The organism is Mesorhizobium yinganensis, from assembly GCF_040081985.1.
Classification (GTDB): domain Bacteria; phylum Pseudomonadota; class Alphaproteobacteria; order Rhizobiales; family Rhizobiaceae; genus Kumtagia; species Kumtagia yinganensis.
Map to the genome: position 1 here is coordinate 341,755 of NZ_JBEBMH010000003.1, position 15,401 is coordinate 357,155.

Genomic DNA, 15,401 nt, shown 5'->3' on the forward strand with positions numbered 1-15,401 from the left:
ACCCTCCCGTGGTCCTGGCCATGCTGATGGGAGCGGGATGTTGCCCGGGTTTGCCTGGAGCGGGCCTCATCGTTTCAGTTATGTCGCGCGGACGTGATCCTGCTTCTTTCGGGCCGCCTTGGTCCGGTCGATCCCTGTCGCGTTCCAATGGAACCGGGACGAATTCTCCTCTTCCGGCGGCGGCCTAATCACCCCAGCGGTGCCCTTGCGCTGCACGGGAGAAGGCCATTGCCGCCGGGCTCAGCATCCGCCCGGCCATGTTGACCAGGCTGACTTCCCGCTCGACCGACGGCTCGACGAGCGGACGGCGCAGCAGTCCGGTGTGGGTCACCGAATATTCCGGCATGAAGGCGAACCCCAAGCCGGCCATCACCATGCCCTGGATCCAGTCCTCGCGCTCGCTGCGGAAGTTCGCGTAGAGCTCGATGTGGTTCTGCCCGCAGACGTTCATGACGATCTCGCGCATCTCGCAGGCCAGCCGGTCGACATAGAGATTGTCCCTGGTGTCGATCAGCCGCACCGTGTCCTTGTGCTCGAACGGGTGGCCGGGCGGCACGATGACGACGTAGCGCTCGCGGTAGAGCGGCACGGTGCGGACATTGGCCGCGTAGCCGCCCGGCGAATGCAGAACCGCCATGTCGAGTTCGCCGGACTCCAGCTTGCCGAGCAGGTCCGCGAGCCCGCCTTCATGCACGCCGAGCTCGACGCCGACATGATCCTGCTTGAAGCGGGCGAGCAGCCGCGCCAGCCGCAGCGGGCCGATCGTCGCCATGATGCCTACCCTGAGCGGCACCTGCCGCAGCAGCCGGAAATCCGTCGCCGCCTGGCGCACGGCTTCCGCCTGCTCGGCCATCTGGGCGATGAAGGGGCGCAGCCGCTGGCCGAGTTCGGTCAGCAGCATGCGCTTGCCCTCGCGCGAAAACAGCGGCCCGCCGAATTCGTCCTCCAGCTTCTTGATCGAGGCGGTCAGCGACGGCTGCGCTATGTTGCAGAGTTCGGCCGCGCGCGTGAAGTTGAGGGTATCGCAGACGGCGATGAAATAACGGGCCTGAGCGAGTTCCATGTCCGGCGCCTTTCCTGGGTTGGCCGGCTTTCATAGCACGGGCAACCCAAGGCTGCGGCTATGATTCCATAGGCAAACCATAGTTCCGGCCTGTGGTGGCAGCCGGTAAAAGCGCAGTCAACAACTTGAGGGTGCAGTTGAGGACACCCACCGATCTTCGGCGCGCTTCGCCGCTTCGACACTGATTTCACGGGGCATTTCGCCGCCTGCATCGGCAGGCGGCCGTTTTATCGCGCGGCTATGCCCGCGCTTGAAAAGGAACACATGTCATGGCTCAAATCGATGCATCCGGTCTGACCTTCAGCTTCGACGCCTTTCTCGACACGAACGTCCGGCACTTCGCCCTCAGCGACGCTACACCGGATCACCGCACATGGGTGACCGGCAACGCCGCACCCTTCTATCGCATCACCGCCCTCAGTTCGGAAGGAGACATAACCGGGGCGCCGCTCGGCGGCACAATCGATACCGTCAACATCACCAACAACACCTACGATCCGGGTTTCAGCATCACCGGCCTCGACATTTCGCTGGCTGATTTGATCGACACCAAGGACGCCGCCGCCAATTTCGAGAAATTGTGGGAGGGGGTGCTCGCCGGCGAAACGGAGATCATCTTGCCCGAACAGGGCAAGGCGGCCCTTTCCATGATGGGCGATTTTGTCCTGGTCAACGCCGGCCAGACGCGCAGCGGCGGCGCCGACAGTTTCGTCGGAGCCGGGGTGCAGTCCAACAGCGGGTCGCTGGTCGGCGATTCCCTGCACGTCGATATCGGTGCGACGCTCAATGGCGGCGACGACACATTTACCGACATTTCCAACGGTTCCATCATCGGCGACGTCGGCAACATGGCCCTCAAGACCGGCAACAATTTCGGCACGGTCAATGGCGGCAACGATACGGTCAGCATCGTCGATACCGGATACACGCCGACGCTCGGCAATGGCTACATCGTCGGCGACGTCTTCTACAACGCGGTCGGCGGCATCTCCAATGGCGGCGCCGACGCCATCACGCTCCGCAACACGGCGGGCTCCGGCTACGTCATTGGCGACAATCAGATCAATGAGGGGACCAGCAAGGGCGGCGCCGACGCGATCCTCATCGAGACGACGCTCGCCGGACGCAAGTTTCACAGCAGTCTCTATGTCATTGGCGACGACTATCAGGTTTCCGGGGAAAACGCGGCCGCAACCGGCGGCAACGACACGATCACAATCACGAACGCGACCGCCTCCACCACTTCCGGCGACTTCTATCAGGTAGCCGATGCGTCGGCGTCCGGCGGCGGCGACAAGATCGATGTCCGCGGAACCTTCCCTTTCACAGGTCAGGGGCCATCCGTTACGGTCACGCCGATGATGGGCACCATCGTCGGCGATGCCTACACCACCACCGGCAAGGCAGCGCTGAACGGCGGGGACGATTTTATAACCGCCGTCAACGTAACCACAACCGGCGGCATCTCCGGCGATGCCTATAACAGCATGGGCAAGGGCGCGTTTTCCGGCGGCAACGATATCCTGAGCTTGGTGTACGACCGCGCCGACCTCTCGGCGACCTTTCCGCTCCTGGGGGACGCCTATTTCTCGGCGGCGAACAGCTTTGCCGGCGGCAGCGACAAGATCACGCTCAACGTGCAGGGATCGCCTGCCACCACCGGCACCGTCCTCTACGGCGATGCTTTCACCTACGACGCGACCGGCAGCGGCGTCGTCAAGAACGGCGACGACGTGCTGCGGGTCGTTTCGGGGGCCGGATACGACACAGCGCTCTATGGCGACGGGGGCTCCGCCAACGCCAGCGTCAACCTGACCCTGACCGATGGCGACGACCGTCTCACCGCCGGCGGCGGCAACGACAGGCTCTATGGCGACACCTATACCGTCACCGCCGTGGGCACGCTGACCCAGACCGGCGGCGACGACGTACTGGACGGCGGCGGCGGCAACGATCTGCTCTACGGCGGGCTGGGCAGCGACACGGCCGTCTTCTCGCTGAACAGGTCGGTTCATGTCGACCTGAACGGCATCGCCGGCTCGGCCAGCGGCAACCTCTTCGAAGCCATCGGCCAGGGCAACGACCAGTTGGAAGGCATCGACAACGTCACCGGATCGGCGCTCGCCGACGTCCTTGTCGGCAACAACGCCGCCAACATCCTCATGGGCATGGGCGGAGCCGACAAGCTCAACGGCGGCGGCGGCATCGACACCGCCTCCTATGCGGGCGCCAGCGGCGCAGTCGTCGTCAGCCTCGCCAACCCGGCGATCAACACCGGCGACGCCGCCGGCGACAGTTTCAAGGCCATCGAGAATCTTTTTGGGTCCGGCTTCAACGACTCGGTCTTCGGCGACAACGGCAACAATGCCATCAACGGCGGCGCCGGCAGCGACACGATCAAAGGTTACGGCGGCAACGACACGCTGACCGGCGGCGCGGGCGTCGACTTCTTCGTGTTCAATTCGGCGCTCGACATGGCGACCAATGTCGACGCAATCGCCGACTTCAACGTCGCCGCCGACACGATCCAGCTCGACAACGCGGTCTTCACCGCGCTGGCCGCGACCGGCACGCTCGCCGCCTCGGCGTTCAAGGACATCGCCGTCGCCGCAAAGGATGCCGATGACCGCGTCATCTACAACTCCGACACCGGCGCGCTGTATTACGATGCCGATGGTTCGGGCGGCACGTTCGGCAACGTCAAGTTCGCCACGCTGACCGGCGCGCCCGACCTGACGGCGGCGGATTTCGTGGTGATCTAGGCGGGACGCCCCCGAAGCCTCAGCCCAGCCGAGGCACGGGCTTTACCGCCATAAGATCCAGCCTGCCGCTTCAACCTGGTTGAAGCGGCAGTTCGCAGGAGATGTGCCCGAGTTCGCCTCGCAGCGCGTATCCGGCGGCACATTCTTAACAAAAAGCCTCGCAAGCGGGCGATTGTCGAAACACGCCAGGCCGACAAGAGCAGCCGGAACGGACCCACCATGTCGGGTCCACGGCAATCTTGGAGATCAGGCCATGTACCATTGGAACCTTTCCGGAGCTTCGCGCTCCGGCGACGCGCAAGCCTTCAAGCCGGGAATTCCCAATCCCGGCGGCGCATCCGAGGCGGCACCGCCGACCTATTCGCTCGACCAGATCATCAACCAGATGCACACGAGCTGGGGCGGCTCGCATGAAGGCATCACCCGCGGCTGGGACAAGGTGAACATCACCTATTCGATGCCGGACACCGCGCCCTCCAACGATCCGGACCTGCCGGTCCACGGCGAGGCGAGCGGGCAGGTGGCGATGACCGCGCTGATGAAGGCGCAGGCACGGCTCGCCTTCGAATTGTGGGACGATCTCGTGCCGCTCAATCTCACCGAGAGCGCCAACAACCCGGCGGCCGACATCACGCTCACCTATTCGACGAACACCGGCGGGACGTATGCGACGCCGATCCTGGAGGCGCCGGTCAACAACAACGAGAATTTTATCGCCAACCAGATCTGGGCCGATGCGACCTGGACGTCACAGGACGAAGACGCCGACATGTTCTTCGGCGGCTACGGCTTCCAGACCTACCTGCACGAGATCGGCCACACGCTCGGCCTGTCGCATCCGGGCACCTACAATGGCAGCGCCGACTATGCGACGGATGCCGAGTTCGCCCAGGACAACCGCCAGTTCACGATCATGTCGTATTTCGGCGGCTACAGCCCGAGCCATCAGGCGTGGTCGCAGGATACCGACGGCACGGAAGGGACGTGGCTCTATTCATCAACGCCGATGCTCTACGACATCGCGGCGATCCAGGCCAAATACGGCGCCGACTACACCACGCGCTCCGGCAACACGACCTACGGCTTCAACAGCAATGCCGGTCGCGACGTCTACGACTTCAACCTGAACGACCATCCGATCTTCACCATATGGGATGGCGGCGGCACGGACACGATCGACACGCATTTCTACTACGACAGCCAGTACATCAATCTCGGCGAGGGCGCGTACTCCTCGATGCTCGGCCTGACCGGCAACATCGCCATCGCCTATGGCGCCGTCATCGAAAATGCCAAGGGCGGCTCGGGCCAGGACTACATCCAGGGCAACGCCGCGAACAACAACCTTTGCGGCAACGGCGATTCCGACCAGCTCTACGGCATGTCGGGCAACGACCGCCTCGATGGCGGCCAGGGCGCGGATCAGATGTTCGGCGGCGGCGGCGACGACACCTACTACGTCGACAACATCAACGACTACATCGAGGAAACGACCCTCATCAACGGCCACGACAAGGTCTATTCGAGCACCAGCAGCTACACGCTGCCCTACAAGGTCGAAGTGCTGACCTTGCTCAACGGCGCGGTCAGCGGCACCGGAAACGCCGGCGCGAACGAGATCAACGGCAATACCGGCGACAATGTCCTGAACGGCGGCGGCGGGGCCGACATCCTGCGCGGCGGCCAGGGCGCCGACACCTATTATGTCGACGACATCGGCGACCAGGTGCTCGAATCCTCCACGCCGGAGATCGACACCGTCCATTCGACGATCTCCTATGTCCTCAGCGGCTACGTCGAAAATCTCGTGCTGGAAGGCGGCGCCATCTATGGCACCGGCAACACGCTCGACAATTTGATCACCGGCAACGGTTTTTACAACGAGCTCTATGGAGACGCAGGCAACGACATACTGGCCGGAGGCGCGGGGATAGACGAGTTGTGGGGCGGTTCCGATCAGGATGCTGCGTCGTACGCCGGGGCTTCCGCCGCTATCATCGCCAGCCTGGGGAACGCATCGATCAATACGGGCGATGCCGAAGGCGACGTCTATTTCGACGTCGAGAACCTGATCGGCTCGAGTTTCAACGACTTCGTCTTCGGCGACCACGCCGTCAACAGCATCAGTGCCGGCGACGGCGCCGATGTGATCAAGGGATATCGCGGCAACGATATTCTGGCCGGCGGCAACGGCAAGGACACGTTCGTCTTCAACTCGACGCTCGACAGTTCGGCGAATGTCGACACGATCGTCGATTACAGCGTGGCGGCCGACACGATCGATCTCGACAACGCTTTCTTTACGGCGTTGACGACCCTCGGCACCCTGGCAGCCTCGGCGTTCAAGGACATTGTCGGCGGGCCGAAGGATGCCAACGACCGGATCATCTACAATTCCGATACCGGCAACCTCTATTACGACGCCGATGGATCGGGCGCGGCCTTCGGCAACGTCAAGTTCGCCGTGCTGACCGGCTTGCCGGACCTTACCGCCGCCGACTTCGTGGTGATCTGAGTCAGGCAATATCGGCCGCCGGCCGCCCCCTAGTGAGCGTCGGGCGGCCGGCCACCGCGCACAATCGCGTATGGCCGGGCGGGTCCGAGGTTCGGTCAAAGATCAATGCGGGAAATGGCGGGCGACAGACACACCGCCTGCCGTTGCCTGGTCAAGCAGTTCTACGCATGCGGCCTCGGATAGACATATCCCGCGCCGCGCAAGGTCTTGATCAGCTCCGGCTTCGACGGGTCGGTTTCCAGGCGCCGGCGCAGCCGGTTGATGCGGCTGTCGATGCTGCGGTCGAACGGATCGTCGCCGCGCGGCGGCGCGAGGTCGAGAAGCTCGTCGCGCGTGAAGACACGGCCGGGATGGCCGGCGAACACGGCGACAAGATCCAGCTCCATCGGCGTCAGCGTGACCGGCGCGCCGGCCGGATCGGCAAGACTCCGCTTCTTCGGATCGAAGGCGTAGGCGCCGAAGGCCACGCAGCCCGGCGGGAGTGAGGGAAGGCCTTCGGAGACGCGCGGATTGCGCCTGCGCAGGATGGCGGCAATCCGGGCTTCCAGTTCGGCCGGCGCGAACGGCTTCGCGATATAGTCGTCTGCGCCAACTTCCAGGCCGGCCACCCTGTCGAAGGCGGAGTCGGCGCCGGTCAGCATGACGATGCCGAGGTCATGGTGCTCGCGCAGCCAGCGGGCGAGCGCGAATCCGGTCTCGCCCGGCATGTTGAGGTCGAGCACCACGAGATCCGCCGGCCCGGTCGCGATCATGGCGCGCAGCTCCGCGCCATCATGGGCGATGCGCACCGAATGGCCCTTGGCGCCGAGATAGTCGGCGACCATCAACGCCACGCTCGGGTCGTCGTCGACAACGATGATCTCTGCCATTCCGCCCCCGGTAGCACCTCTGCCTAGTCATAGTTTCTTGGGCGATCCGGCACAACCGAGACACCGCCGGCATGATTGTTACAGACGGAGGGAAATTGACATCCTGCTGAAACACAAGCCGGCCTTGCTCTATCTCCGACTGACCGGAATTGGCCCTCGCAATGGACGTTGTTCCGCCGACAAGACTTGACAGTTCGCGGACGCAATCGTCCCCTGCCGTTGATCGGCCGCTCGACGCCGTCGGGACTGTCGGGCTGGCGACCAGGATGGGGGCAATGTCGTCGTCTTCATATCCGAAGCTGTCGCGCCGTTATGCCGCCGTGGTGGCGGCCTGCGCGCTGCCGCTGGTGCTGATCATCGGCGCCCTCGCCTATTATCAGTCGCAAAATCAGCGGAGCGATCAGCTCGAGGCATTCGCCTCCGACCTCACCGAGGCCAGACTGGTGGTCGACGGCGTGGTCAAGGAAGCGCTGGATCATGTGAGCCAGTTGAAGACGCAGGCGGAGGACATCCTTTCCGGGCGGCTGGATGCAGGCAGCGCCCAGTTGTCGGGCCTGCTGGCGACGCCAAGGGCTCCGTCGGGAGAGACCGTAGCCGATGCGATCACGCTGGATGGGATACGAGCCACGCCGTTCGAGACGAGAAGCGGAAACGTGTTGGCCGTGCCGAGCCGGCTGGAGCGCGCGCGGCCGCGCGAACTCGACATGGCACTGGCCTTGTTCGAACCGATGCGGCTGACGCATCAGGTCACGCCCTACTTGCGGTGGAGCTACTATTTTTCCGCCTCGGGCGCTTTCATCACCATGTTCCCCTTCGTGTCGCAGGAGGAGCTGGTAGGCGGCCTCGGCCACAAATCCGTGGCAGATATGGTCGATTCCTACCTGACCTACGACGTCTTCGCGGGCGTCACCCCGGCAAGGAACAATGACGGGCTGCCCTATTGGTCGCCGGTCTATCTTGACGCGGCAGGTGCGGGCTGGATGGTCTCGCACACGGCCCCCGTCTCCGGCGAGCGCGGCTTTACCGGCGTGGTCGGCACCGACCTCCTGCTCAGCTTCCTCGACGAAACGCTTGCGCGCATACCGCTGACGGCCGGGCAATTGTGGATCGTCAATCCCAACGGCGAACTGGTTGCCGACCGCGCACGAACACCGTTCGCGGCCGGAGATACCCGCCGTCTGTCGGACATAGCGCCTTCCGGGCTCGAGGCGGATGACCCACAATTCCTGGCGACCCTGTCACCTGGCCAAAAGCACATCGCCGGACAGAATATCTTCTCGGCTCCCCTCGCCGGCACGCCGTGGTCGCTGGTCTATGTGGTTTCGGATGGCGAGCTGAACGGCATTCTCTTCGCCCGCCTGATGCCTTATGCCGTCATCCTGCTTGCCCTCATCGCCACCCTGATCGCCGCGCATCAACTGCTGCGCCGGCAGTTCGTGCGGCCGGCGATGGCTCTGGTCGACCATCTCGCCGCCGAGAGCGCCGGCGGCGATCGGCGCGGCAACGACCTGCCGGAGATGTGGCGTCCCTGGGCCGAGCTTGTAACGCGCATCTTCAGCGAGAACCGCACGGCCATGAGCAGACTGGCCACCAGCGAGGAACGCTATCGCAACGTGGTCGAGACGCAGTCCGAGTTCATTCTGCGTGTCGATCCTTTGGGGATGATCAGTTTCGTCAACGAGGCCTATTGCCGTCGGATCGGCAGGCAGCGGGAAGAGCTGCTCGGCATGCGCCTGACGGATTTCATCGTGTTGTCGCCGGAGGACCGCAAAGCCTACGAGGCACTGCTGGTCACCCTGACCCCCGACGATCCGATTTCGCAGACCGAGATCCGAAGCACGGCACCCGACGGGCGCGTTCTTCATACCCACTGGACCGACAGCGGCATCTTCGACGATGACGGAAAACTCGTGGAAATCCAGAGTGTCGGGCGTGACGTCACCGAGCAGAAGCAGACTGCCGAAGCGCTTGCCGCAAGCGAGGAGCGCTACCGAAGCGTGATCGAAACCCAGACCGAACTGGTCGTGCGGCAAAGGCCGGACGGCAGCCTCACCTTCGTCAATGAAGCCTATTGCCGTAGCAGCAACATGACACGCGAAGAGCTGCTCGACCCGGACTGGTGCGATTTCGACCGGCTGCCCGACGATGAACGGCAACGCCTGCGGGCCTATCTGGCCAAGCTTACGCCCGACAACCCGACCGGGACCATCGAACTGCGCAATGTCGGCAGCGACGGTGCGGTCAAATGGGAATCCTGGACCGACCGGGGATTCTTCGACGAGTCGGGCAGGCTGATCGAGACGCAGGCGGTCGGCCGCGACATCACGGAGGAGAAGCGGGCACTCGACGCCCTGGAAGCGAGCGAGGAACGCTATCGAAGCGTCGTCGAGGCGCAGACCGAGTTCGTGCTGCGGATGACGCCGGACGGCTACCTGACCTTCGTCAACGAAGCCTATTGCCGCTATTGCAACATGACACGCGAGCAGATGCTCGATCCCGACTATTGCGACCTGGATCAGCTTCCGCGCGACGAGCGGCAGCGCTTCGCCGCCCACATTGCCCGCCTGACGCCTGACAATCCGGTCGCCAGCATCGAGCTGAAAAACCACCAGATGTTGCGGGGCACATCGTGGTCCGCCTGGACCGATCGCGGCATCTTCGACGCCGGCGGCAGGCTCATCGAGGTGCAGTCGGTCGGCCGCGACATCACCGAACGGGTCAAAGCCGAACAGGCGCGGGAGGAAGCGGAAAGACTGCGGCGCACGGTGCTGGAGGCGGCGCTCGACGGTTATGTCAGCATCGATCGCGAGGGGCGGGTTCTGGAGTTCAACCCGGCCGCGGAGCGCATTTTCGGCTATCGCAGCGCCGATGTGCTCGGCCAACCCATCGCGGAGCTGATCGTGCCCGCGCACAGCCGCGAAAGGCACCGGACAGGCTTTGCCCGCCATCTCGAAACCGGACAGACGTCGATCATCGGCAAGACCATCGAGGTCACCGCGCTGCATGCAGACGGGCACGAATTCCCCATCGAGATCGTGATCGTGCGCAGCGAACTCGGCAACAACCCGATCTTCATCGCCTATCTGCGCGACCTCACCGAGCAGAAGAGGGCCGAGGCGGAGATCGCCGAGAGCGCCGCGCGTTTCCGCGCCATCGCCGAGGGCGTGCCGTTGCCGATCATCATCACCGTGCTCGACGAACCGGAGGTGTTGTTCGCCAATGAACTGGCGCGTCATTTGCTGGGGCTGGAGGTCGGGCAGCGCGGCGCAGTCGCGCTCAGGTCCTGGCACGATCCGTCGCGCCGCAAGGAGATCGCGCGGCTGCTGGCCGAGGAGGGCGCGGTCGACGCCTTCGAGGCGGCGATGCGGACGCCCGCTGGCGAAACGCTCGACGTGCTGATCTCGGCGCGCCGCATCCAGCATGCGGGCCGGGTCGCCATGTTCGCCGCCGTCACCGACATTACCGAACAGCGCCGGGCTGAAGCTGAGATCGCCCGCCAGCGCGAGAATCTGCATCAGAGCGAAAAACTGTCGGCGCTGGGCTCGCTGCTCGCCGGCGTGGCCCACGAACTCAACAATCCGCTCTCCGTCGTCATCGGCTATTCCTCGATGCTCAAGGAATTCGCTACTGACCAGACGATCGCCACGCGCGCCGACAAGATCCACGAGGCGGCGGAACGCTGCTCGCGCATCGTGCGGACTTTTCTGGCGATGGCGCGCAAGAAACCGCCGAGCCGCTCCGCCGTCGATATCGGCGAAACCATCGCGGCGTCGCTGGAACTCACCGCCTATGGATTGCGGACCGCCGGCGTGGAGGTGTCGACGCGGATCGAAGCGGACTTGCCTCCCGTTTCCGGCGACGCCGACCAGTTGCCGCAAGTCTTCACCAACCTGGTCGTCAACGCACAGCAGGCGCTGCTGGCGGTGCCCGCACCGCGCCGGCTCACCATCACCGCCCGCCCGGAGGCAGGCGGCGTGGAGATCGTCGTGGCCGACAATGGCCCCGGCATGGGCGCGGAGGTGGCCAAGCGCATCTTCGAGCCCTTCTACACGACGAAGCCGGCCGGCGTCGGCACAGGCGTCGGCCTGTCGGTCTGCCAGGCGATCGTTGCCGCGCATGAAGGCACGATTTCGGTCCAGTCGTCGCCTGGCGAGGGCGCGCGCTTCACGGTTTTCCTGCCTGCAGGAAGAAGGAACGCCAACGCGGCGGCTGCGCGCGCGGACGACGCCGTGCCGCCTGTCCGCAACGCTCGCGTGCTGGTGGTCGACGACGAGGCCGACATCGCGTCCATGATCGCGGAGACCTTGCGCAACGACGGGCATCGCGCCGACGTGGCGGACAATGCCGAGGCGGCGCTGGCCGCCGTCCGCCAGGGCGGGGTGGACCTGGTGATCAGCGACATCCGCATGCCAGGGCTCGACGGACCGGGATTGTACCGGGCGCTCGGCGAGATGTCGGAAAACCTCGTCGAGCGCGTCCTGTTCATCACCGGCGACACGCTGGCGCCGGAGATCGACCGGTTCATCACCGACACCGGCGCGCCGGTGATCGAGAAACCGATCGATCCGCAGGTGTTTCGCAAGATCGTCTCGGAAAAACTGACAGCAATGATGGCGGTAAAAGCATGAGGAAACAGCGCATCCTTGTCGTGGACGACGAAGCGTCACTGCGCGACCTGGTGAGCGATTATCTCACCACCCATGGTTTCGAAGTTACCGCCGTGGCCGGCGGGGAGGGCATGCGCGCGCAATTTGGCCGCCAGCCGCCCGATCTCGTGATCCTCGACGTCAACCTTGTCGGCGAGAGCGGCTACGACCTCGCCCGCGAGATCGTGGCGCGCAGCCGCGCCGGCATCCTGATGCTGACGGCGGTTGGCGATCTCGAACACAGGCTGGAGGGTCTTGCCGCCGGTGTCGACGACTACATGCCGAAACCGTTCGAACCGCGCGAGTTGCTAGCCCGGGTGCGCAGCATCCTCAGGCGCCTGGCAACCGACGAGCAGGACCCTCAGGACCGTGTGCAGCTCGGCCGCTGCGTCCTTCATACGGTCGAGCGCCGCGTCGTAACGCGCGAGGGAGCGGATGTTCCGCTGACGGCGATGGAATACGAGCTGATCTCGGTGTTCCTGCGCCACCCCCGGCAGATCCTGTCGCGGGAACGGCTCAGCATGCTCGCCCACAACCGCGATCTCGAGCCGGGCGACCGCAGCATCGACATCCGCATCACGCGGCTGCGCAAGAAGATCGAGATCGACCCCGATCAGCCCAAGGTCCTGGTAACGGTCAGGGGCGAGGGTTACGTCTACGAGCCGGGATAGCCGGGTCGACACGCTGTCTGCCAGCCGGTCGCGCCACCGAATTCGGGAAGGTCGAGCAAGATCGATGGCGGCCTGAGCGGAGGCCGAGCAGGCAATCGCGCCATTCCTGTCGGGAATGCGTGCTCAGGGCCGACAGAGGGCTGTGTGATCCGGGTGGCGTGAAGGCCTGCGCCATGCCGCTGGCCTATTCACGCCAGGCTGGCGATTTCCTCATCCGAAAGGTTCTGCGGCACGACCGTGACCGGGATCGGGAAGGCCGCGTTCTTGCCGGCGATCGATGCGACCAGCGGGCCCGGGCCCTCCTTGGACGCGCCGGCGGCCAGAACCAGGATGGCGATGTCCTGGTCGTCTTCGATGAGCTGGTGGATCTGCTCGGTCGGCTTGCCCTCCCGCACCACGAGTTCCGGCTCTATGCCGAGCCTGGTACGGACCTTGGTGGCGTGCATGTCGAGCGCGGCCTGGGCGGCTGCTTCCGCTTCCTCGCGCATGATCTTCTCGACGCCGAGCCAGTGCTGGAAATCGCCCGGCTCGATGACATAGAGCAGCACGACGCTGCCGCCGGTCGACTTGGCGCGCATCGAGGCATAGGCGACGGCGCGCTCGCATTCCGGCGTCTCGTCGACGACGGCGAGGAACTTTCGCCGGTGGCCGGCTTCCCGGCTCAGACGTTTGGAGACCATCAGCTACTCCCTCAACGAGGCCCAGGTCGGTCGGCCGCAATCTGCCACCCGCGCGGGCGGGCCGCAAGCGGCAGCGATAGGGCGAAAACCTGGGGACAGTTTACCGAATCCCCATGCCGGCGCCGGCCCGTCCAGCCTCCGCCCAAACGGAAATTCGGTAAACTGTCCGCGGATTTCCTCAGTCCTGCAAAAGCCCGATGATGTCGCGCACCGTTTTCATCGTCGTCTCGGCGAGCTTGCCCGCCCGCTCGCCGCCGTCGCGCAGCACGCTGTCGACATAGGCATGGTCGGCTGAGATGCGGCGCATCTCGGAGGCGATCGGGGCCAGTTTCTCAACCGCCAGATCGGCAAGCGCCGGCTTGAAGACGGAGAACTGCTGGCCGCCGAACTCCCGCAGCACGGCATCCTTGCCGACCTCCGCCAGGCCGGCATAGATGCCGACAAGGTTTTCCGCCTCCGGCCGGCTGGCAAGCCCGTCCGTCTCGCTCGGCAGCGCCTCGGGGTCGGTCTTCGCCTTCTTGATCTTCTTGGAGATGATGTCCGCGTCGTCGGTCAGGTTGATGCGCGACAGGTCGGACGGGTCCGACTTCGACATCTTCTTCGAGCCGTCGCGCAGGCTCATGATGCGCGCGGCGGGACCGCCGATGACGGGCTCGGTGATCGGGAAGAAGCCGTTCACCGTCTCCTCGCCGACCTGCATCTCGACGCCGACGCCAAGGTCGGCGATGCGCGAGGAAAAGTCGTTGTTGAACTTCTGGGCGATGTCGCGGGTCAGTTCCAGATGCTGCTTCTGGTCCTCGCCGACCGGCACATGGGTGGCGCGGTAGACCAGGATATCCGCCGCCATCAGGCTGGGATAGGCGAGCAGGCCGAGCGAGGCGTTCTCGCGGTCCTTGCCGGCCTTGTCCTTGAACTGCGTCATGCGGTTCATCCAGCCGATGCGGGCGACGCAGTTGAATATCCAGGCGAGCTCGGCGTGCTGCATGACGCGGCTCTGGTTGAAGACGATGTGTTTTTTCGGATCGATGCCGGAGGCGAGGAACGCGGCGGTGATCTGGCGCGTCTGGTCCTTGAGGTCGGCATGGACGAGCTGGGCCGTCAGCGAATGCAGGTCGACGACGCAATAGATGCAGTCGGACGTATCCTGCAAGGCGACGAACTTCTTGATCGCGCCGAGGTAGTTGCCGAGATGCAGATTGCCGGTTGGCTGGACGCCCGAGAAGACGAGCGGCTTGAAGGCGGTCATTTCAAAAATCCTCGTGGCTTGTGGAGGGCCGTTTCGCACGCGGCGAAAATCGCGAGGGGCTTATGGCGGAAGCGCCGGAGGCGCACAAGTCGAATTTTGCGTGGATGCGGTCGGGCAGATCGAACCGCCGGTATCGGCATCAACCGGGCGGGGCGTCGTAGGTCAGCCGCCTCTCGGTCTTGTTGGCCCAGACCGGCACATAGCTGTAGCATTCGCGCATCGAGGACGGCAGGTCCTGCTTCATGTTCGGGTTGCGGATGTCGTTCTGGTAGTTCATGCGGTCGACCAGATTTGTGTAGAGAACCATCGCCCGTTTCGCATCGTTGTCTTGTTGAAGTTTGGGTCCGATGTAGTCGCGAAGCCGGCCCAAATTCTCGAAATTCTCGCGGTAAGCCCAGGGAGCCACGACGGAGGCGATGCTCAGGAGATTCACGCGGCCGCTCTTGCCGTCATTGGTCTCACCGAGGTCTGGGTCGTACAGGTGGTCGATGACCACGCAGAGGCCGGAGTTGTCGATGACATCGGCCAGCACGATTGCGGAGTTTACACGCGCCGTCTGGTTGTTTCCGCGCGCGGCAGTGACGAGCGTGGAGATCGAGTCGAGATTATCGTTGCTGCGGGAGATGCGTATCGCCGACGGTCCTCCGTTGGCCAGGATGGAACGCAGCGCACCCGTCGCCTGGATAAGACGTGCGACATCTTCATCAGCCCAGCCGACGCCGACGACAATTCGCGGCTTGAGCGCGGTGAGTATGGAGACCAGGCAGGACGTTGCGAACTCGCTGACAAGCAGGTCGTTGCTGAACGGCTGCAACATCTGCTCCGCCGAGCCCTTGCTGGTGATGGGCTGGTTGAAATCGTCGCATTGCTGGGCGGAGGCCGGCAAGGTGAGTGTCGCCAATATGAGGGCGCAAATGAACCCGAAAAACGACTGCCTGATATTCAAAGC

Annotated in this window: 9 protein-coding genes; 4 read left to right on the plus strand and 5 right to left on the minus strand. The window is 64.4% G+C overall.

Annotated features, from left to right (window positions below; translation table 11 throughout):
* Positions 1–184: 184 nt before the first annotated feature.
* Positions 185–1,063 (minus strand): LysR family transcriptional regulator, encoded by an 879-nt coding sequence (locus tag ABMA59_RS08750; RefSeq protein WP_349004952.1) that lies wholly within the window; start codon positions 1,061–1,063, stop codon positions 185–187.
* 269 nt (positions 1,064–1,332) lie between these two features.
* Between ABMA59_RS08750 and ABMA59_RS08755 the strand changes: the two genes are divergently transcribed.
* Together ABMA59_RS08755 and ABMA59_RS08760 are read left to right on the plus strand one after the other, a co-directional pair.
* Positions 1,333–3,825 carry a beta strand repeat-containing protein gene (locus ABMA59_RS08755; RefSeq protein ID WP_349004953.1) on the plus strand — a complete coding sequence of 831 codons (2,493 nt, stop codon included), beginning with the start codon at positions 1,333–1,335 and terminating at the stop codon, positions 3,823–3,825.
* A gap of 253 nt (positions 3,826–4,078) precedes the next feature.
* Positions 4,079–6,340, plus strand: coding sequence for a M10 family metallopeptidase C-terminal domain-containing protein (locus ABMA59_RS08760; protein WP_349004954.1), 2,262 nt, complete (start codon positions 4,079–4,081; stop codon positions 6,338–6,340).
* A 161-nt stretch (positions 6,341–6,501) separates the two neighbouring features.
* Here ABMA59_RS08760 and ABMA59_RS08765 read toward each other — a convergent pair whose 3' ends face one another.
* Positions 6,502–7,209: a response regulator transcription factor gene (locus ABMA59_RS08765; RefSeq protein WP_349004955.1), complete on the minus strand. Its 708-nt coding sequence runs from the start codon at positions 7,207–7,209 to the stop codon at positions 6,502–6,504.
* 275 nt (positions 7,210–7,484) lie between these two features.
* Here ABMA59_RS08765 and ABMA59_RS08770 point away from each other — a divergent pair, with 275 nt between their 5' ends.
* Together ABMA59_RS08770 and ABMA59_RS08775 are read left to right on the plus strand one after the other, a co-directional pair.
* A complete protein-coding gene (locus tag ABMA59_RS08770) occupies positions 7,485–11,837 on the plus strand; it encodes a PAS domain S-box protein (protein WP_349004956.1) in 4,353 nt (1,450 codons plus the stop codon).
* On the plus strand, positions 11,834–12,526 hold the full coding sequence (locus ABMA59_RS08775) for a response regulator (RefSeq protein WP_349004957.1): 693 nt from the start codon (positions 11,834–11,836) through the stop codon (positions 12,524–12,526). Before ABMA59_RS08770 ends, ABMA59_RS08775 begins: the two co-directional genes overlap by 4 nt.
* 188 nt (positions 12,527–12,714) lie before the next feature.
* Here the strand turns inward: ABMA59_RS08775 and ABMA59_RS08780 are convergent, their stop codons facing one another.
* The 3 genes from ABMA59_RS08780 to ABMA59_RS08790 form a co-directional block, all read right to left on the minus strand.
* Entirely contained in the window at positions 12,715–13,206 is a 492-nt protein-coding gene (locus ABMA59_RS08780; protein WP_349004958.1) for a universal stress protein, read from the minus strand.
* Positions 13,207–13,384: 178 nt separating this feature from the next.
* The gene (trpS, locus tag ABMA59_RS08785; RefSeq protein ID WP_349004959.1) at positions 13,385–14,452 is read right to left on the minus strand and encodes a tryptophan--tRNA ligase; all 1,068 of its coding nucleotides are present in this window, start codon (positions 14,450–14,452) and stop codon (positions 13,385–13,387) included.
* A gap of 139 nt (positions 14,453–14,591) precedes the next feature.
* Positions 14,592–15,338, minus strand: coding sequence for a hypothetical protein (locus ABMA59_RS08790; protein WP_349004960.1), 747 nt, complete (start codon positions 15,336–15,338; stop codon positions 14,592–14,594).
* Between the last annotated feature and the right edge of the window lie 63 nt (positions 15,339–15,401).